The 19,215-nt window shown below is 43.7% G+C and carries 17 protein-coding genes and 1 riboswitch; of the genes, 9 read left to right on the top strand and 8 right to left on the bottom strand.

The features are described 5' to 3' along the window. The first annotated feature begins 47 nt into the window (after nt 1-47). Nucleotides 48-1,193 carry a S1C family serine protease gene (locus tag ACGTNI_RS10655; RefSeq protein WP_394462240.1) on the top strand — a complete coding sequence of 382 codons (1,146 nt, stop codon included), beginning with the start codon at nt 48-50 and terminating at the stop codon, nt 1,191-1,193. 807 nt (nt 1,194-2,000) lie between these two features. Here ACGTNI_RS10655 and cls read toward each other — a convergent pair. The 4 genes from cls to ACGTNI_RS10635 all read right to left on the bottom strand — a co-directional run bounded on the left by cls (nt 2,001) and on the right by ACGTNI_RS10635 (nt 5,549). Next, the gene (cls, locus tag ACGTNI_RS10650) at nt 2,001-3,452 is read right to left on the bottom strand and encodes a cardiolipin synthase (protein ID WP_394462238.1); all 1,452 of its coding nucleotides are present in this window, start codon (nt 3,450-3,452) and stop codon (nt 2,001-2,003) included. A gap of 139 nt (nt 3,453-3,591) precedes the next feature. After that, nucleotides 3,592-4,134 (bottom strand): transcription repressor NadR, encoded by a 543-nt coding sequence (locus ACGTNI_RS10645; protein WP_085506370.1) that lies wholly within the window; start codon nt 4,132-4,134, stop codon nt 3,592-3,594. 76 nt (nt 4,135-4,210) lie between these two features. Next, nucleotides 4,211-5,026 carry a PRD domain-containing protein gene (locus ACGTNI_RS10640; RefSeq protein WP_394462235.1) on the bottom strand — a complete coding sequence of 272 codons (816 nt, stop codon included), beginning with the start codon at nt 5,024-5,026 and terminating at the stop codon, nt 4,211-4,213. A 28-nt stretch (nt 5,027-5,054) separates the two neighbouring features. Further along, nucleotides 5,055-5,549 carry a PTS sugar transporter subunit IIA gene (locus tag ACGTNI_RS10635; RefSeq protein WP_394462233.1) on the bottom strand — a complete coding sequence of 165 codons (495 nt, stop codon included), beginning with the start codon at nt 5,547-5,549 and terminating at the stop codon, nt 5,055-5,057. A gap of 275 nt (nt 5,550-5,824) precedes the next feature. Between ACGTNI_RS10635 and ACGTNI_RS10630 the strand changes: the two genes are divergently transcribed. The 5 genes from ACGTNI_RS10630 to opp4C are packed head-to-tail and all read left to right on the top strand — an operon-like array spanning nt 5,825 to nt 11,577. Then, entirely contained in the window at nt 5,825-6,853 is a 1,029-nt protein-coding gene (locus ACGTNI_RS10630) for an ABC transporter ATP-binding protein (RefSeq protein ID WP_394462231.1), read from the top strand. After that, the gene (locus tag ACGTNI_RS10625) at nt 6,850-7,875 is read left to right on the top strand and encodes an ABC transporter ATP-binding protein (RefSeq protein WP_394462229.1); all 1,026 of its coding nucleotides are present in this window, start codon (nt 6,850-6,852) and stop codon (nt 7,873-7,875) included. Before ACGTNI_RS10630 ends, ACGTNI_RS10625 begins: the two co-directional genes overlap by 4 nt. Before the next feature lie 37 nt (nt 7,876-7,912). Next, the gene (gene opp4A, locus ACGTNI_RS10620) at nt 7,913-9,658 is read left to right on the top strand and encodes an oligopeptide ABC transporter substrate-binding protein (protein ID WP_394462227.1); all 1,746 of its coding nucleotides are present in this window, start codon (nt 7,913-7,915) and stop codon (nt 9,656-9,658) included. A 33-nt stretch (nt 9,659-9,691) separates the two neighbouring features. Then, nucleotides 9,692-10,657: an oligopeptide ABC transporter permease gene (opp4B, locus tag ACGTNI_RS10615; RefSeq protein WP_394462225.1), complete on the top strand. Its 966-nt coding sequence runs from the start codon at nt 9,692-9,694 to the stop codon at nt 10,655-10,657. A gap of 11 nt (nt 10,658-10,668) precedes the next feature. Further along, the gene (opp4C, locus tag ACGTNI_RS10610) at nt 10,669-11,577 is read left to right on the top strand and encodes an oligopeptide ABC transporter permease (RefSeq protein ID WP_394462223.1); all 909 of its coding nucleotides are present in this window, start codon (nt 10,669-10,671) and stop codon (nt 11,575-11,577) included. A gap of 104 nt (nt 11,578-11,681) precedes the next feature. On the opposite strand, the gene megL is transcribed toward opp4C, so the two are convergent. After that, nucleotides 11,682-12,890, bottom strand: coding sequence for a methionine gamma-lyase (megL, locus tag ACGTNI_RS10605; protein ID WP_394462221.1), 1,209 nt, complete (start codon nt 12,888-12,890; stop codon nt 11,682-11,684). Nucleotides 12,891-13,060: 170 nt separating this feature from the next. Here megL and ACGTNI_RS10600 point away from each other — a divergent pair, with 170 nt between their 5' ends. From ACGTNI_RS10600 to ACGTNI_RS10590, 3 genes are all read left to right on the top strand, one after another. Beyond that, nucleotides 13,061-14,638: an FAD-dependent oxidoreductase gene (locus ACGTNI_RS10600; protein ID WP_394462219.1), complete on the top strand. Its 1,578-nt coding sequence runs from the start codon at nt 13,061-13,063 to the stop codon at nt 14,636-14,638. Between the two features lie 315 nt (nt 14,639-14,953). Then, nucleotides 14,954-15,853, top strand: a complete 900-nt coding sequence (gene rarD / locus ACGTNI_RS10595) for an EamA family transporter RarD (RefSeq protein ID WP_394462217.1) — start codon at nt 14,954-14,956, stop codon at nt 15,851-15,853. Between the two features lie 72 nt (nt 15,854-15,925). Continuing rightward, nucleotides 15,926-16,303 (top strand): PH domain-containing protein, encoded by a 378-nt coding sequence (locus ACGTNI_RS10590; protein ID WP_394462215.1) that lies wholly within the window; start codon nt 15,926-15,928, stop codon nt 16,301-16,303. A 28-nt stretch (nt 16,304-16,331) separates the two neighbouring features. Here the strand turns inward: ACGTNI_RS10590 and ACGTNI_RS10585 are convergent, their stop codons facing one another. The 3 genes from ACGTNI_RS10585 to ACGTNI_RS10575 all read right to left on the bottom strand — a co-directional run bounded on the left by ACGTNI_RS10585 (nt 16,332) and on the right by ACGTNI_RS10575 (nt 18,529). Next, nucleotides 16,332-16,784, bottom strand: a complete 453-nt coding sequence (locus ACGTNI_RS10585) for a hypothetical protein (protein ID WP_394462213.1) — start codon at nt 16,782-16,784, stop codon at nt 16,332-16,334. 144 nt (nt 16,785-16,928) lie between these two features. After that, nucleotides 16,929-18,149: an NAD(P)/FAD-dependent oxidoreductase gene (locus ACGTNI_RS10580; RefSeq protein ID WP_394462211.1), complete on the bottom strand. Its 1,221-nt coding sequence runs from the start codon at nt 18,147-18,149 to the stop codon at nt 16,929-16,931. 182 nt (nt 18,150-18,331) lie between these two features. After that, a complete protein-coding gene (locus tag ACGTNI_RS10575) occupies nt 18,332-18,529 on the bottom strand; it encodes a DUF2188 domain-containing protein (RefSeq protein WP_062442776.1) in 198 nt (65 codons plus the stop codon). 484 nt (nt 18,530-19,013) lie between these two features. Then, nucleotides 19,014-19,122, top strand: a riboswitch (SAM riboswitch). Nucleotides 19,123-19,215 lie beyond the last annotated feature (93 nt).

The following is a 19,215-nucleotide window of genomic DNA, read 5'->3' as shown; positions in this document are numbered from 1 at the left end:
AATTGTTCAGGAAACAGATAAACTATTTTCAAAGGAGATCTGCCTATATGGATACAGAACAACAGCGGCAAAGGCGCGCCAAAAAACGTGCTTATTTTGCCTATGTCGTTTTTGGAGCAATAGCAGCTATATTCCTGGTTACTACTGTATTTCAATGGAAAGGAATCTCCATTCAAATCAATACCGATGAACCGACAGCCCAAGCCAATGAACTGCAGATCGGCGAAGAGAAAGAGCCGGTTACTCAGGCGGTTGAAAAAGCTGGAGGGGCAGTCGTCGGTATCTCAAACATTAAACAAAGCAACCCTGTATCTCAAAATTCCGGTACAGGCTCAGGGGTCATCTATAAAAAAGAACAAGGTAACGCCTATATCGTCACCAACCATCACGTAGTTGAAAATGCGGAACAACTGGAAGTGATATTGAATGACGGTACGAAAATCAAAGCAGAATTAGAAGGAAGTGACCCATTGACTGACCTTGCCGTTTTGAAAATAAATGATAAGCATGTCAAACAGGTTGCCAAGTTAGGTGACGCAAAAGACGTAGAAGTAGGGCAGACAGCCATCGCCATTGGCAACCCGCTTGGAATGGAATTTGCTGGTTCAGCCACAAAAGGCATCGTCAGCGGAGTGAACCGTAACATTCCGGTAGATATGAATAAAGATGGACAAGCCGACTGGCAGACGGAAGTCATCCAGACAGATGCGGCCATCAACCCCGGTAATAGCGGCGGTGCACTCATCAACCTTCAAGGCGAAGTCATCGGAATTAACACAATGAAAATCGCCCAGAACGAAATTGAAGGATTAGGATTTTCCATCCCGATGGATGTAGCCAAACCAGTCATTAAAGACTTGGAAAACAATGGTGAAGTGAAACGTCCTTATATGGGAGTATCCTTACAGGACATCAAGCAAATTCCGGCTAATATCCTGACCGAGCAATTGAACCTCCCAGGAGACATTCAGCATGGTGTCATTGTAGGAGGCGTCGAGCCAGGGTCACCAGCGGATAAAGCCGGCCTTAAAAAGAGCGATGTTATTACAGAGATTGAGGGTAATAAAATAGAGTCACTGGTTAACTTACGTCAATTCCTATATAAAGAAACAGAGGAAGGCAATGAAGTAGAATTGACGATCTACCGGAATGGCGAGAAGATTAAATCTGATTTACAGTTGTCTTCCCAATAGAACAGTATGAAACAACCTCCCCCCTAAACGATATAAAAGAGAACCTGTACCTTTTCCAGCAGCAAAAGGCACAGGTTCTTTTTGTATTTCTCAGAAAATTATTCAATCAAAAGACCAAAAAGTCGAAGACTTGATTTCAAGATGCTTTGGGTCCGTTACCAAATCAGTAGTAAGGGCGGCTGGGAAACGGTTCGCTTTTCAGCTTCATCGCCTAGACACTCGCGACATAAGCAGTCCATCAACGGGAAGAAAAAACACTTCCCTTTTGATGTTCTGCTTATGCGTGTCGTGTCTCCCAAGGCGATTACGCATTCATTTCTTTCCTGTGGGGGAACCGCCGAGCCTCCTCGGTCGTTTCACTCCCTGCGGGGTCTCGTCTGGGTCCTACTCCCACGGGAGTCTCACCGTTTCCCTGCCGCCCAGCTGTTATATAGGTTAACGAACCCACAAAACCTCCGAATCAAGATTCTTTTCATTGTATATTGCATAGCACTTTTTTGTTGTCTTATAGCTTTTCGTACTAACTTATAGCGTTTCCGTGACACATACAAATGCAAGGAGGTCCGGGAAATTGCGAGACTCCTCGAAAATGCTACGCATTTCCTTCGTGCGGTGTCTTTCAAGAAGCTTTTTCAAAGTCCAATGGGAGGATAGTACATGGTGAGATCCCGCAGGGCTTTAGCCCGAGGAAGCTCACCGTACGCCCATGGAAAGCGAGTGATTTCCCGGACCTCCAAAGGCTCAACACAGTAACGGAAACAGTTTCTTTCGAAACTGGGTCTTCAGTAAAAGGGAGCTTAGCAACAATCAAAGGATTGGTGATAATAATCTTGCGATGGATTCCTTGAAACGTATCCATTTTGACCTGCTCTTATAAAGACGAAGCGTCAATTGGGTGGATTCGACGATATCATCAAGGAAAGAATCAGATAACTCCTTAGCTACATCCGGGTGGTAAAGGAATGCATTCACTTCAAAATTGAGACGAAAACTGCGAACATCAATATTTGCTGTACCAACAGAAGCAATCTTATCATCTACCACAATCGACTTCGCATGCAGGAAACCTTTTTGATAGATATAGATTTTTGCACCGGCTTCCAGCAAATCCCCCACATTGGAATAAGTCGCCCAATAAACAAAAGGATGATCCGGCATTTTGGGAATCATGACTCTGACATCGACTCCGGACAGCGTGGCAATCCGTACAGCATCCAACAGGCTGTCATCCGGAATGAAATAAGGAGTTTGAATGTATATAGATTCCTTTGCCGAAAGTATCATTTTGATATAACCATGCTTGATTTGTTCCCATTCTGAATCAGGTCCGCTGGAAACAATTTGCAATGCGACATCCCCTTTTGCTTCGGCCTGATAATAGCGGTCTTCATACCCGATATCCCTCTGGGAAGCGTGATTCCAGTCAAGGATGAACCGCGTCTGCATATTATGCACAGCACCGCCTTCGACACGCAAATGGGTATCCCGCCAATAACCAAACCTCTGATTGTAACCGAGGTATTCATCTCCGACATTAAAACCGCCAATATAACCGATTTTTCCGTCAATGATTGCAAGCTTACGATGGTTACGATAATTGATTTTCATGTTTAATTTAGGAATTAGAGCAGGAAAAAATGCTTCCATTTCCCCGCCTGCTTTTTTTATCCGTTTGATGTACTTCCTGCTCAATGTCCTTGAGCCCATATCATCATATAATACTCTTACTTTGACGCCTTCCTCTATCTTCTTGATAAGTAATTCTGATAGCCTTTGGCCAAGCTGATCATCCCGCCATATATAATAAAGCAAATGGACATGATCGGTTGCACTTTCTATGTCTTCTAACAGGGCATGAAATTTCTCTTGCCCATCGGTGAATATTTCCACTTCATTATCTTTGGTTAATAAGGCATCATTATTTTTGAGATGCAAATAAAAGAGGTCTTCAAATTCTTCTAATTCGGGATGGTCCAGCTTTAATGTATCCTCTTCAATGGAACGAAGCTGGTCCTGAACGGCTGTCAAAAGCCCTAAACGATTTTTTTTATCCCAGGTGAATATCTCTTTTTTGCTCAACCTTCTGCCAAAAATCAAATAAAGCAAGAATCCACCGACAGGGATGAAGAGGAGTACCATCAGCCATGCCCATGTAGCACTGGCGTCCCGTCTTTCCAAGAAGATGATGGCGAAGGCAAGGAATACGTTGATAATAATAACAATGGTAAATAAATAAGGGCCTACTTCAAAAATTGGCATTCACCTTCACCCTTTCTTCTATAACTGCCTGAATAAAATATAGCATATTTCCTTCCTGCACAGTAAAATCAAAGGAAGAGATATTACCTTTTAATGGTATATCTCTTCCCTTATCCTATTCTTATGAATGGGTTTTGCTTCAAGATTTTAATAGGATGCCTTCTCTCTGCAATGCTTCTAACGCTTCATCCAATGCTTCCTCACTGTCGGCAGCGATCGTATGAAGATGAATGCCATCGGTAAGCTCTGAAAGAAAAGAGGCTTCTGTCTCTTTGATATTTTCCAGGAACTTTTGGACATCACGACGATTCCAAATCAATACAGAGGCTGTCAAATCTCCATATACGGGATGTTCGACTGTTACATCTTTTATAAAAACGCCATGATCGACTAAGATCGTCAGTTCCTTCTCTGTCTCTTGCGGGGTGTGCTTTACAGCTATCGTTCGTTCAATAGGAGGACTATCGGCCTTATCCGTCATATAGATATACCCCTGGCTTGTTGCTACAATCGGTTCACCCTTTGCTTTCAGCAAGGATATATCACCGACGATTACCTGGCGGGATACTTCCATTTTATCGGCTAATTCACGGCCGGTTATGGGATCTTCCCTGTTCTTCAACATGAACAGAACCTCTTCACGCCGCTCGGAAGCTGTTGATTTCCTTTGCTCCTTCGCCATGCCTATCTTCCTTTCCTGTCGGTATATTATGTTCTCATTTTACCATAAACATACGACAGTAAAGGAGTGACAACTCTCACGCTTTGGCTGCCCGGTGAATATGAAGGGTAAGATATCCAACTTCAGCAGAAGGGAAGTGAATATAGTATTCATCGGATAGGTAAGCCGCTATATCGACGGCGCACTGGTATGCCGTTTGATATTTATTCTGAATCATCACTAACATGTCTTTATCAACAACCTGTCGTTCTTCCCGCCGTCCTATCGCTCGGTTCAAGTGAGTGACTAAATGCTGATAGGCAACATTCTCCCTGGCCAGGTACCTCTGGTAAACTCGTTCAATGATATCAATTAAATCCCGGATAATAGCAGCTTTTTTTACAGATTGGTCATTGTTTGAATCAGAGGATCTCCCTCCGTGGATGAAAACAGCAATATGACCAGCTTCCTTTTCCGGAAGCTCACGATTAAAGCGCTCTTTAATGAGTCTGACAGCCCGAAGTCCCACCTGATACTCCTTAGCATAAAGAATATCTATTTCTTCAATTAAACCATTCTGGATGGTCACATGTTTTGGAGGATCGGCTAATAAAAATGCCAGATGATCAGCCAGCTCCATGTGCAATGATTCATTTAAATCAGTTTGAAGAAATTCTTCAGCATGTGTAATGATATCTTCCGTCAATCGAATGACTTCTTCTGACACCAGGTGAAAAAACCCTTCATACCGGCTTATATCGTCTTCCATACTAATTACTATTTCAACCACTTCCGAACTAAGGTAATCTCCCCTTTTCTTTTTATGAGCTATGTCTTGCCCCAGGACCATCTTGTTCTGTTGGTTATCTGCGGCAATTACAATATTCTCATTGAGTATACGTTCAATCCTCACTCCGTCATCTCCCTCTCCAGATAGCCTGCTACTTCATTTGAAGCATCATAATTTCGGTTTCTCCGCGAATAGCATTATCCATCGTATGCTGTTCCATATTTGCAGCGACATCGTTATAATTTGTAATAATAATTGGCGTTATCGTACTTTTTGCTTTTTCCTGTACAAGATTCATATCAAACGTAATTAATTTATCACCGGTTTTCACTTTATCTCCGGATTTCACATGGCCCTCGAATCCCTCTCCCTCCATACTCACTGTTTCTAATCCAATATGAACAAGGACTTCAACACCGGATTTCGTTTTGATTCCTACCGCATGGTTCGTATGGAACAACTGGACGATTTCCCCATCTACCGGACTGACGACTTCTCCATTGACTGGTTCAATCGCTACACCCTCTCCCATCATTCGCTCGGCAAAAACAGGATCAGGAACTTCGTTCAGATCGACTACTTTTCCTTCTAATGGAGCATAAATTTTTAATTCACCAGTATTCTTTTTGAATAAATTTTTCAACATAACTTTCACCCTTTCCTAAATTAAATAGTTTGAAGCGGAATTACAAAATCGCGGTCTTAGCCGGGAAATAAACATAACAATTACTTATTTATATTTCTTCTATTACCCTTAACCACGATTAATCATTCATCAATAATTTGACCTAAATAAATTAATAATTATGTCCACCTCTATTTGTAAACTAATTGTAAAAAAGGATTGACGTTCCAATTTTAATTGGATATGATGTTACACAAATAGTAATAATTTACTGAAAATTTAAACAGGGGTGTCTTATGAAGAACTTTACAGATTTTCAGTCCCAGCTGCCAATACTTGAAGTAGATAGACTAGAGGCGGCTTTTGAAATTGATGGAGAATGGCATAATGCTGTAGATAATATCAGTTTCCACGTGAAGCCAAAACAAGTGATTGGTGTTGTAGGAGAATCCGGCTGTGGGAAAAGTGTCATGTCCCTCTCTCTGATGCAGCTCCTTCCCAAAGGCATCGGAAAGATCCGCAATGGCGAAATAAAATTCAATGGCCGGCATTTAGAAAAATTAAATGAGAAAGAAATGAATAAAGTCCGCGGAAAAGATATTGCCATGATTTTCCAAGAGCCAATGACCTCATTAAATCCAGTTTTCACCATCGGTTTTCAATTAGCGGAGGCTTTACATAACCATTTTGATATCTCGAAACAGGATGCACGCAGAAAAGTCATCCACCTGCTAGATAGAGTAGGGATTTCCCGCCCGGAAAAAGTAGTCGATGAGTATCCCCATCAACTTTCCGGAGGGATGCGCCAGCGTGTCATGATTGCCATGGCCATTGCCTGCGAACCCAAATTATTGATTGCCGATGAACCTACCACCGCTTTAGATGTCACCGTCCAGGCACAAATCCTCGAATTGCTGCAAGAACTGCAAACAGCCAATGATATGTCCATCATATTGATCACCCACGACCTTGGCGTCGTTGCTGAAACCTGTCATGAAGTAATCGTCATGTATGCCGGAGAAATCGTCGAACAGGCTGATGTGATCACATTATTCGAATGCCCTAAACATCCTTATACCGAACTGTTAATGAAGTCCATTCCTCGTATGGATCAGGAAGAAGAAGTACTCGCTTCCATTAAAGGAATTGTCCCTTCTTTAAAAAACATGCCAAGAACGGGCTGCAAATTTGTCGATCGCTGCCCAAAGGCAATGGAAGAATGCCGCACCATTACACCACAACTAGAAGAAAGCAGCCCGGGGCATGGGGTGAAGTGCCTGCTTTATGAATCCAGCTGGGAGCAGGAAGGAATGAAAGCAAAATGAGCAAGGTTGTAGATCTCCAGGAGCAGGACCACTCTCCTTATCTTCCATCAGAACGCAAAAACTTATTGGCAGTAAAAGACTTGAAAACCTACTACCCTGTCAAAGGCGGTTTTTTCAAACGCACCGTCGGGCATGTCAAAGCGGTAGACGGCGTTAGTTTTGAATTAAAAAAAGGAGAAACCCTCGGGCTTGTCGGGGAATCCGGGTGTGGAAAATCAACTGCCGGAAGAACAATTCTTAAGTTATTAAAACCTACCGGAGGAAGCATCACCTTCGAAGGGGAAGACATTACAAACATTAGAGGCCGACGGCTGAGAGAACACCGGAAAGATTTTCAGATGGTGTTCCAGGACCCCTATGCTTCCTTGAATCCCATGCAGATGGTCGGGGATATCGTAGCGGAACCAATAAAAAATTATTATCCCCGAAAAAAATCAAAAGAAATTAAGCAGGAAGTGATGGAACTACTGAACCGCGTGGGCCTGCCAGAAGACGCTTACCATAAATATGCCCATGAATTTTCAGGAGGACAGCGACAGCGAATCGGCATTGCACGTGCCCTTGCCCTGAAACCTAAGCTGATCATTGCGGACGAGCCAGTATCAGCTCTGGATGTGTCCGTACAGTCCCAGGTTTTGAACTTGCTCAATGAACTGCAGGATGACTTCGATCTCACCTACCTGTTCATCGCGCATGACCTAAGTGTCGTCAAACATATGAGTGACAAAATCGGAATCATGTACCTCGGTCAAATCGTAGAAGTTGCTGATAAGAAATCGATATATGAAGAGCCGCTTCATCCCTATACCCAGGCACTGATTTCAGCTGTGCCCGAACCAGATCCCAAGAAGAAAAAGGAACGGATTGTACTTAAAGGAGATGTCCCAAGTCCTGAAAATCCTCCATCTGGCTGCCCTTTCCATACGAGGTGTCCGGTGGCTGTGGATAAATGTTCCACCATTAAACCAGAATTGAAGGAGGTGAAACCAGGACGCCAAGTCGCATGCATTCTGGTTGATTGATCTTTTTCATCTTACTAATAATACAGGGGGTAACGACATGCAAAAGAAGAAACCTTTTTATTGGGTGGCAGCAATGCTGCTGATTATGTCTCTGTTCCTGGCTGCCTGCAACAGTGGCGAAGAAGAAGCTGGGGCAGCAGACGGCGATGACAAAGAAGCTGCAGAAACAGAAGGAAGTGATGGCGGTGAAGAAGCCGCACCACAAGAGGGCGGGACGTTAGTCTATGCACTGGATGCAGCACCTGAAGGGCTGTTCCACTGGAACTGGTATGGTATTCAGACGGATGCCGAAGTACTGGATTTGTTTGATGATAACCTGATTGAATATGATGAAGAATTAAAACCAATCCCTAATATAGCGGACTGGGAGACAGAAGATAACAAAGTTTTCACATTCAAATTCAAGGAAGGTGTCAAATGGCACAATGGTGATGAGCTGACCGTTCATGACTGGGTATTCTCTTTAGAAACGCTTGCCCATCCTGACTATGAAGGACCTCGCTATACCAATGTCCAAACCGTTGAAGGCGCCGAAGCTTTCCGGAACGGGGAAGCAGACTCCATTTCCGGCCTTGAAGTAATCAATGACTATGAAATCAAAATTACATTTGATAAAGCACGTGTTAATAACTTGTTGAATCTTTGGACATACCCAATGAACCAATCAGAATTTGAAGGTATTGAAGTCGCTGATATGGAGGGATCTGACCCCGTCCGCCGTACACCGGTCGGTACTGGTCCATTCAAAGTCAACAAAGTCGTTTCCGGTGAATCTGTCGAGCTTGTTGCTAATGAAGATTACTGGCAAGGCAAGCCTAACTTAGACAAAATCATTGTCAAAGTCATTGACAGTACGGCCGTTACCGGCGCGCTTCAAAATGAAGAAGTCGATGTTGTAAGCGTCCACCCGACTATCGGTGGTGACGTTGAGGCGATGGAAAATGTCGACTTAGTTACTGCCCCTGGCCTTTCTTACTACTATGTCGGATTCAAGCTTGGCAAATTCGACAATGACAAGAAAGAAGTCGTCGAGCAAAAAGAAAAATATGCAAACAAAGAGCTTCGCCAGGCGATGATGCATGCCATCAACCGTGAGGAATGGATTGAAGCATTCTTTGGTGGTTATGGTGATGTCGTCAACCGTCCAGTCCCTACCGCTCACTGGATCGCTGCTGAAAATGACAACTTGAATACTTACCCATATGATCCGGAAAAAGCAAAAGAAATTTTGGATGAAGCCGGTTATGTAGATACAAATGACGATGGTTTCCGAGAGGATCCTAATGGAGATGAATTTGTTGTCAACTTCTCCCACTATGCGACAGGAAACCCTACATTTGAATCGCGTGCAAAAGCTCTTACTCAATACTGGGAAGAGGTCGGTTTGAAATCCACACTTGAAATGATTGAAGTTAACCAATATTACGACATGATTGAAAAAGATAACGAGAACATGGAAGCGTTCTTTGGCGGCTGGGGCTATGGTGCCGATCCAGACCCATCCGGTCTTTGGAAGTCTGACCAGCTTTGGAACTATCCTCGCTGGGTGAACGAAGAGAGCGATCAGCTCCTTGAGGACGCTCTTGATGTCGAGGTCGTAGGAACAGACGAAGCGAAGCGTAAAGAACTGTATGTCGAATGGCAGAAGATCGTCAACGAAGAACTACCGATGTTATTCATCACCGAGCTTCAGGAAATCTATGGTATGAATAAGCGCGTCGGCGGTTTAACGCTTGATGTTTCTGGCATGAACAGTGCACATGAGTGGTTTGTAACGGAGTGATTTCATTAACCTGAAAAGATAAGGAGCATAATCATGTTAAAGTATACATTACGTAGAATCTTAGGCATGATCCCGATGCTTCTCCTGATATCCATTGTTGTGTTTTCCCTGGCATTATCTATGCCAGGGGATCCCTTCGGTGGGGAAATAGATCCTAATAATACTGATCCTCAGTACCTGGAAGACATGAGAGAAAAAGCAGGACTTAACGATCCGGTCCATGTGCAGTATGGAAGATGGATCTCTAATTTTATACAGGGGGAATTCGGAGAATCTACACGTTATAAAATGCCGGTGGCCGACCTTATTGGTGAGCGCTTGCCGAATACACTGTTTCTAGGAATCACCTCACTTGTCATTACATATATCCTTGCTTTCGCCATGGGCATGTATGCAGGGCGGAAGCCTTATACGACAGTAGATAACCTGATTGGCGGGGTCAACTACCTAGGGCTGGCCATCCCCTCTTACATTGCAGGAGTCTTCGCTATTTACTTTTTCTCCTTTCAATTGGGCTGGTTCCCTTTTAGCGGCTCTGTTGATATCACTGCGGAAAATGGGACATTGGCATACTATCTCAGCAGACTGCATCATGTCATACTTCCAGCAATCGTACTTGGTGCGCTTGGAACGGCAAGCTACACGCAATTCCTGAGGAACGATATTATCGAGAGCAGCCGCAAGGATTACGTAAGGACAGCTCGCGCTAAAGGTACACCAGAATCTCAGATATATAACAAACATATTCTCAGAAACTCGATTATTCCATTAATTACTTTCCTTGGGTTCGACATCGTTACATTAATAAGCGGAGCAATCATTACAGAAGCAATCTTCACTTACCCTGGTATCGGGATGCTATTTCTTGATTCCATTAATACTCGCGACTATCCAGTAATGATGACTTTAACCATGATGTTTTCGTTCCTCGTATTATTCGGAAATATGATCGCTGACCTCTTATATGGAATCGTCGATCCGAGAATACGTGTAGACTAGGAGGGCTTCGTATGGCAGAAGCATTAAATGACTCGCAAATAACAAAAATAAAAGCCCAAAAGTCGATGTCCCCATGGGCGGTCGCTCGTAGAAAGTTCATCCGAAACAAACTGGCGATGGTAAGCCTATTCTTTTTGCTGACTGTTTCTATTCTTTCTTTTCTGGCACCATACATCACTACGGTTGATATCTCCAGGGTTAACATCGGGTCGATGTCGCTCACCCCTTCTTCTGAACATTGGTTTGGGACTGATAAAAGTGGACGTGATGTGTTTACCAGGCTGCTGTACGGTGGTCGTGTTTCCTTGCTTGTCGGTATCTCCTGCACCTTGCTGATCATAAGCTTCGGTACACTGATCGGTGCATTGGCAGGGTTTTTTGGCGGGATTGTTGATTCGATGCTCATGCGATTCACGGATTTCATATTGAATTTTCCATTGTTGGTATTTGTTATCGTACTGAACGCCGTATTTTTTGGTAAGCTGGGCGGTGTCCCTGTACTGATTGCAGTTATCAGTGTCCTTGGCTGGGGTGGGGTTGCCCGACTTGTCCGAAGTAAGATCCTTGCCGAAAAAGAGAATGAATACATTCTTGCGGCTATTTCCATTGGGTCGAGCCCTGCTAAAGTGATCGTAAAGCATCTGCTGCCGAATGTACTTTCCACCATCATTGTCCAGGCAACCTTGACGTTCGCTGCGATGATTGTCGTCGAATCCGGTTTGAGTTATCTTGGCTTTGGGGTACCTGCCGAAACACCAAGCTGGGGCAACATGCTGTCAGCCTCACGTGAACCTGACGTACTGCAGAATATGCCGTGGATATGGATTCCTCCCGCACTTACGTTGGTGCTGACTATTTTATCGATCAACTTTATCGGAGAAGGGATTAAGGATGCCCTGAATCCAAAATCATTTCGTTAATATAAAAAGCAGGAACCGCCCCGCCGGTTCCTGCTTTTTACTTTTTCAAATCATGGGAGTTTTATTGATGTACGAACGATTACCTCCCCTTCCTGCAAAAAACACTAATTTTTTATTTCCTCTTTTGCAGCTGGTAATTTGCTTAGCGCCTTCTCCAAATCAGCCCAAATATCTTCCCAGGCTTCCAAGCCGACAGACAGCCGGATCATTTGATCGGTAATCCCCATTTTCAACCTTTCCGCTTCCGGTACGACCGCATGTGTCATCGTTGCCGGATGCTGGATCAGGCTCTCTGCATCGCCGAGACTCACCGCTATTTGAATGAACGATAAATTATTCAATAACCGCTGGGCATCTTCCTTGGTTCCTTCGATTTCAAATGCAATGATGCCTCCCCCCTGCTTCATTTGTTTTTCTTTAATCGAATAATCCGGGTGCTGCGCATCATCGGGATAGTAAACACGCTTGATACCAGCGTGTTTTTCCATTTCTTTAAATATCATAGCAGCGTTATAGGAATGACGGTCCATCCGAACCGGAAGTGTCTTTAAACCTCTTAACAAGAGCCAGGCATCAAATGGCGATATAACCCCGCCAATATCTTTTTGCGTCGTCATTGCCACCTCACTTAAAAACTCCTTTTCCGCTACGACAAGTCCGGCGATGACATCTCCATGTCCACAAATATATTTCGTCGCACTGTGGATGACGATATCACATCCTAGCTCGAGCGGACGCTGCAGATACGGAGTCGAAAACGTATTATCGACAACGACTGGTATGTCATATTCTTTTGCCACACGCGCAATCATTTCCAAATCCAAAAGACGCATCGTCGGGTTGATTGGCGTTTCAATGTAGATGCAGCTGGTATTAGGCTGAATCAGATCACGTACCTCTTCTTCTGTTTCCATCAGGCTGAAATCACTCGTGATATTGTATTTTTCATTCATCATACGCAGTAATCCGAATGTGCAACCATACAACCCCTGAGAGCAGAGGATATGGTCACCTGTTTTCGTCAGTGCTACCAGTACAGCAGAGACGGCAGCCATCCCGGAACCGAATGCAAGTCCCATTTCCCCTCCTTCCAGCTCCGCTATTTTTTCTTCCAGGGCACGTACTGTCGGATTTCCTAACCTGGAATATATATATCCTTCCTCTTCACCTGCAAACCGTCTTTCCCCTTGTTCTGCAGAATCAAAAGTGAATGTAGACGTTTGGAAAATCGGTGTCGAAAGGCTTCCTAAATGTTGTTTCGAATCATACCCCGCATGAATGACGGAGGTTTCAAAGCGTTTGGATTTGTTCATTCTATCTTCTCCCCTTTTTCAAAAATCTCCCTCTTCCCTTATGATATGTGAAAACCTTATTTTTTGAAAGCGTTTTCAGTTAAGTATTTGTTTTCTCTCCTTCCTTTTTCACATGAAAAATAAACAGTTGGTAAACCTAAATAGAAATGAAATCATTAGGAGGATTTCTTATGAAAGAAACGAGAAAATGGGAACAGCCTGAACCAATATGGCGGAAAGATACAAAGATAAAGCAGTTCGACTCTCTTAAAGAGAATGCGACTGCTGAGACTGTGATTGTAGGCGGCGGAATCACCGGTATCACTACCGCTTACCTGCTGGCAAAAGAAGGGCAGGACGTGGTGCTTCTTGAAGCTGATGAGCTGTTGAATGGGACGACCGGACATACGACCGCCAAGGTTACTGCCCAGCACGGCCTGATTTATCATGAGCTGTTGCAGCACTTTGGTAAAGAAGGTGCCCAGGCTTATTTTAAAGCTAATGACGATGCTATCCGCTTCATACGTGGTACGGTAGAACAGAATCAAATCGACTGCAACCTTCATAACGAAGATGCCTGCATTTATTCGACCACAGATCAATACACAAGAAAACTAGAAAACGAATATAACGCTTATCAAAAACTCGGAATTCCTTGTGAATATACCGATGACGTCCCTTTTGATGCCGATGCCCAAAAAGCTCTTTATATGAAAGACCAATCGCACTTCCATCCCTTAAAGTACTTGACCTTTTTGCTGGATGAATTCACAAAGCTCGGCGGACGTGTGTATGAACAAACAGTAGCTGTCGATGTTGAAAACGATCCGGAATTACGGGTCGTTACTAAGAATGGGAACCGTATCTCTTGTGATCATATCGTTTCCTGTTCTCACTTCCCTTTTTACGACGGGACTGGTTTTTATTTTGCACGTATGTATGCAGAACGTTCTTATGTAGTGGCCATCGAGCCTGAACAGGAATTTGCAGGCGGAATGTTTTTATCGGTCGACCAGCCTGTACGCTCTGTTCGTAAGACCCATTATGACGGAAGAAATGTATTATTAATTGGCGGAGAAAGCCATCGTACCGGCGAGGGAGTCGATACGGACTTCCATTATCGCGCGCTTGAAGAATTTGCAGCCGAGACCTTTGGAATTAAAGAAAAACTGTTCCAATGGTCAGCACAAGACCTTTATACCTTAGATAAAGTGCCATACATTGGCCAAATCACCCGGAACAAAGAAAATATTTATATAGCTACTGGTTATAAAAAATGGGGAATGACTTCAGGAACTGCTGCAGCTTTGATGTTGCGGGATCAGTTAACTGGAAAGGAAAACCCATACGTCCATTTATTCAGTCCATCCCGTTTCCAGGCAGACCCAAGTTTGAAAAAATTCTTCTCTAATAACTTGAACGTTGCGGGGCACCTTCTGGAAGGTAAATCAGAGCGGGTAGGCTTTAGCCATGAAGCCCTGAAAAAAGGGGAAGGCGGAGTCATACAATATAACGGCCAGCGCGCAGGTGCCTATAAGGATGAAGGTGGCCAGGTCCACCTGGTCGATACCAAATGTACCCACATGGGATGTGAAGTGGAATGGAATAGCGGCGAGCATAGCTGGGACTGCCCATGCCACGGTTCCCGGTTCTCTATCGAAGGAGAAGTAATGGAAGGTCCTGCGAAAAAACCATTGAAGCGCATAGCCATGGAAAAAAATACTAAAGCAAACGAGCACCCAGAAAAAGACATGCCAGAGCCAGTGTAAGAGCAGCAAGCCAGAACCCTGTGTTGAAAAGGGTTCTGGCTTTCGTTTTGTGGATGTATTAGAGACAAAACGCACGTAAAATAGACAATGCTTAACTTAAGAGAGACAGAATCGAAATTATGAGTGACAATTTTGAAGAAAAGAGAGATGTTTGGAAGCATTTGAGAGGCACTTTGGCGAATTTATGAGAATTTTTTCAAGTATATGAACATCCTCTTAGCCGGTACTCCTCCCACAAAAACCCTATTGCTTTACCACGATAAATTACCTTATAGTGGAAAGATAATGAGAAGCTTGCAAAGGGGATAGGAAGAATTGGATAATAATAAATTAGGAGTTATCTATACAGGCGGGGCTTATGTGTTGTGGGGATTCCTTCCGATATATTGGAAGCTGGTGCAAGAGGTGCCCCCTATCGCGATTCTCGGACATCGTATTGTCTGGTCTTTCGTGTTTATGATCGGGGTTATCTTGATATGGCGGAAATGGAATATGTTTCGCTCAGAAATTAAAAGAACATGGAAAAACAAAAAAAGCGCGCTCGGTATTACTTTCGCTTCCATTGCCATCAGTATTAATTGGCTGACCTACATATGGGCTGTAAACAGCGAGCATGTCGTGGAAGCTAGTCTGGGCTATTATATCAACCCTCTGGTGAGTATTTTACTTGGTATGATATTCTTCAAAGAAACTTTCAACCGGCCGCAATGGCTGGCATTCATACTGGCAGCTGCCGGTGTAGCTTATATGACCATCAACTTCGGCTCTGTTCCATGGCTCGCATTGATGCTGGCGTTCAGTTTCGGGATTTATGGCCTCTTGAAAAAGACTGTCGATCTAAACGCCATATTCGGTTTGACAATTGAAACATTGATCATGACTCCGATTGCTGCCATCTACTTGCTGAGCCTGCCGCAAGCAAACTGGGGAAGCATCGACTGGCTGTCCATCACTTCGTTATTATTATTCGGAGCCGGTGTGGCTACCGCCATTCCACTGCTGCTTTTTGCTGCCGGGGCAAAACGTATTCCTTTATCCATGGTTGGTTTTTTGCAATATATTGCTCCTACCATCATGCTGATCATCGGCGTATTTCTATACAATGAACCATTTACACACGTTCATCTGGTGTCATTTTTATTCATCTGGTCGGGTTTATTAATTTATACGTATGCCCGAGTGAAACGACTGCGGCGATATGACCAGGCCGCCTAGACCCTCTGGTTGAAGCTGGACACTTCACTTATGGTATGATGAAGATAAGAACCGAGGAAAGGTGGAATAGGAATGGGTCTATTAGATGGATTGATGGGGAACGCCTCTGAGGTTGATTTGAAAGATGTAGAAAAACAACTAGAAAAAGTCATTACTTCAAACGAACGGATTGAAAAGGCATATAGAATCCTTCGTGATATGATGATTTTCACTGATAAACGAATGATCATGGTAGATAAACAGGGGATGACCGGTAAGAAAATCGAGTTTCACTCTGTACCTTATAAGTCGATCACCCACTTCAGCGTGGAAACTGCTGGCACGTTCGATTTGGATGCTGAACTGAAAATCTGGCTTTCTGGTGCATCAGAACCGCTCTATAAGCAGTTCCGCAAAGATAAAAGTATTTATGATATTCAGCGGGCGATTGCTGAATATGTCACCCAGTAAAAAGCACAGGATTGCTCCTGTGCTTTTTCTATTCCTTTTCGGCTTCTACTACTTCATCTAAGATCGGGTAAGCTTCCTCTACCCCTTTTTCGGCGACAAGGCATGCGACACCGAGCGGGGTTTGCCAGAAGGAATCAGGAATCTGTGGTGTTTTCAAACCAGCTGGTTTGAACAATGCCCGGTACACCCGCTGTACATGCTCCTGGGTCAACTGCCTGTCCTCCACCCGTTCTCCCCGTGCAATCAAGAAAATGTAACGCATCGATTGGAACAGATTATCTCCAGGCATGAATGTGTACTCCTTAAATAACTTCAATTGCTTCTCGACATCCTCTTTCAGTCCATTCCTGGCCTGTAAATCATCCAGATGAGCGAGTAGATGACTGTATACTTGTTGAAATACACGCCGTTTTTCTTCCTGCATGACTTGATCTGTATAGATCTCCTGTAATTTTTCGTAAGCCACTGCCTTTGTCCACAAAGTTGACCTTCCTCCCCTTCGCTATAGTACTGACTACATTCATTTTAACATTATTTTCCGCTAAAAGAAGGACTATCCTCCAGGTGTTTCTTCCACTTATCTTAATATCGTTTCATGGTTTCCAACAAGATATTAGAGTAACGCTTATTCCTCTTTCATTAGGTTTGCTGCTTCTTGTTTAACCGCCTTCCATAATATAGGACTGTCTTTTGTATGATGTTCAAGCAGCTCCGGTAAATGCGGAGTTAATTTGTTCCATACAATGGGATTGGCGGCTATTGTATTAATAAATGCTTTTTCTTTTTCAGACCAGGAACGTACAGATTGTATGTACTCAATCGTCAATTGATAGGAGGGTATCAATTGCTTGTCCCGCTGCTGATGGAATCGCTCCATCGATTGTTTCCAATCTGCTCCCTTACTGTATTGGTCAATCGCTTCCGCAAGTAGAAAAGATTGCAGGAAAGCATCATTGATACCAAGACCAGTGCTCGGATCTTTGCTATGTGCTGCGTCCCCAATCAAGGCCCAGCCTTTTCCATAAGGCTTTCGAAAAAAGTTCTCCACTCCGGCACCGCCTGTTATTCTTCCTTGAAGCTTCGCTTGCTTCAACCGTATATCCATGCGGTAAAACTGGCCATAATAATGTTCAAACATTTGTTGAGGATTTCTGGTAAAATCTTTAAATTCCCCCTGATGAATTTCTAATCCGAGACAATCCCTCCCTGGCTCCATCGGAAACAAAAAGCCAATCCTGCCATCCTGGAGAAAAATTTCGGTGGCAGGCTCTTCCAATGGGTGTACACCTTCATAATATCCATAAAAAACCGGTCTAAGAGCAGGTAAATCGTTATACTTTTCCGCTTGAACCCATTGGGCTACTCGGGAACGCATCCCGTCTGCTCCCACGACAAGATCCCCGTAAATCTCACTTCGTTCGCCATTGTTATGTACAATTTCCACTCCAAAAACCCGGTCTGAGCCCCAGACTAGTCCGTCCACTCGTGTTTTTTCCATCACTTCTACGTGAGGGTATTCAAGCGCATGCTTAAGTAATGTATAATCCAGAAAATCCCTCCTCGGAGCCATCGTATATGACTGGCGGGGTCCTTCCATCAAGCTGTCTCCAATATATGTCCGCATCCTTGTAATTTTTCTCAGTCCACCTTTTTCAACCGCCTCCAGCACACCTAATTGTTTTAAATAATTCAGGTGTGAAAGGTGGTGCGTAGACAACACATCACTGGGAAATGCTGCTTTATCAATCAGCAGTACCTTTTTACCTTGCCGGCCTAATAAAATTCCGAGGCTCGCCCCTGCAGCTCTTGCCCCCACAATGATGACGTCATAATCTGCTCGCTTCATGTAATCCCGCCTTTACTGATTTTCTCTTACTTAAGGTTAGCCGAAATACACGAAACCCGCCAAGAAAAAAACTGATTATTTTCAAGTTACTAAGAAATGAAAACAAAAGCGCCCTAAATAAAACAAGCCCAGAGCCAAATAGTGACTCTGAGCTTGTTTGCATTTATGAAGTAACTCGATTGTTAAAAGGTCCTTTCTTCGATCACTTCTTTATTTTCATCCTGGATCGATACTTTGCTTGGTTTATTTTCTTTTGCCAGCTCTTCCGCTTTTTCAATGGCTACTGATTTTTCATCATATAGATCTGTCGGAGCTATATCCTCAATTTTTACAAACCAGCCTGTTACATCTTTGTTAGGTTCTACGCTATATTTTTTCATGTCATCCACTCCTCTATCTTTTGTTCTTGGTACTCCTGTTCCCACTAACCTGTACAGCAAAACATCGCCCGCTCTATAAATTACCATTAAGCCTTTCCTGGTCGAAAAGTCGAAGACTTGATTTCGAAATGTTGTATGAGTAGAAGGGGCGTTGGGGAAGGATTCGCTTTCCAGCTCCATCACCTAGACACTCGCGACATAAGCAGTCCATCAACGGGAAGAAAAATCACTTCCCTTTTGATGTTCTGCTTATGCGTGTCGTGTCTCCCAAGGTGATTACGCATTAATTTCTTTCCGCGGGGAAGACGGCAAGCATCCTCGAGCTAAAGCTCTGTGGGGTCTTGCCAGCCTATCCTTTCCCAATGTTAAATCAGCACTAAGATTTAATAGAGAATCTTTCTTAAAAATAAAAAATTGTTTGACTTTAAATTTGTAATCATCTAGAATACGTAGCAAGCATAAATATTGCAACAACCAATCGAATCTCTTATCGAGAGCGGCGGAGGGACTAGGCCCGACGATGCCCGGCAACCATCAAGCATTGCTTGAAAAGGTGCTAATTCCTACAGATCTGTGGATCTGAAAGATAAGAGGAGGACCGTATATACGCCCTCTTCTTAGGAAGAGGGCTTTTTGTTTTCCCTTCGAAATCTTTCCCCCACTGTTTCTGCGTGGAATACCTTTAC

The sequence above is a fragment of the Thalassobacillus sp. B23F22_16 genome (genome assembly GCF_043496955.1).
Classification (GTDB): Bacteria; Bacillota; Bacilli; order Bacillales; family Halobacillaceae; genus Thalassobacillus; species Thalassobacillus devorans_A.
This window is presented reverse-complemented; position numbering and strand designations above follow the sequence as displayed.

Bases quoted from the DNA above. Each gene is read 5' to 3' on its own strand.
- opp4A (WP_394462227.1), top strand. From the start codon at position 7,913: ATGCAAAAGAAGAAACCTTTTTATTGGGTGGCAGCAATGCTGCTGATT.
- ACGTNI_RS10635 (WP_394462233.1), bottom strand. From the start codon at position 5,549: ATGTTGAAAAATTTATTCAAAAAGAATACTGGTGAATTAAAAATTTAT.
- opp4B (WP_394462225.1), top strand. From the start codon at position 9,692: ATGTTAAAGTATACATTACGTAGAATCTTAGGCATGATCCCGATGCTT.
- megL (WP_394462221.1), bottom strand. From the start codon at position 12,890: ATGAACAAATCCAAACGCTTTGAAACCTCCGTCATTCATGCGGGGTAT.
- ACGTNI_RS10630 (WP_394462231.1), top strand. From the start codon at position 5,825: ATGAAGAACTTTACAGATTTTCAGTCCCAGCTGCCAATACTTGAAGTA.
- ACGTNI_RS10580 (WP_394462211.1), bottom strand. From the start codon at position 18,149: ATGAAGCGAGCAGATTATGACGTCATCATTGTGGGGGCAAGAGCTGCA.
- ACGTNI_RS10600 (WP_394462219.1), top strand. From the start codon at position 13,061: ATGAAAGAAACGAGAAAATGGGAACAGCCTGAACCAATATGGCGGAAA.
- opp4C (WP_394462223.1), top strand. From the start codon at position 10,669: ATGGCAGAAGCATTAAATGACTCGCAAATAACAAAAATAAAAGCCCAA.
- cls (WP_394462238.1), bottom strand. From the start codon at position 3,452: ATGCCAATTTTTGAAGTAGGCCCTTATTTATTTACCATTGTTATTATT.
- ACGTNI_RS10575 (WP_062442776.1), bottom strand. From the start codon at position 18,529: ATGAAAAAATATAGCGTAGAACCTAACAAAGATGTAACAGGCTGGTTT.
- ACGTNI_RS10625 (WP_394462229.1), top strand. From the start codon at position 6,850: ATGAGCAAGGTTGTAGATCTCCAGGAGCAGGACCACTCTCCTTATCTT.
- ACGTNI_RS10645 (WP_085506370.1), bottom strand. From the start codon at position 4,134: ATGGCGAAGGAGCAAAGGAAATCAACAGCTTCCGAGCGGCGTGAAGAG.
- ACGTNI_RS10590 (WP_394462215.1), top strand. From the start codon at position 15,926: ATGGGTCTATTAGATGGATTGATGGGGAACGCCTCTGAGGTTGATTTG.
- ACGTNI_RS10655 (WP_394462240.1), top strand. From the start codon at position 48: ATGGATACAGAACAACAGCGGCAAAGGCGCGCCAAAAAACGTGCTTAT.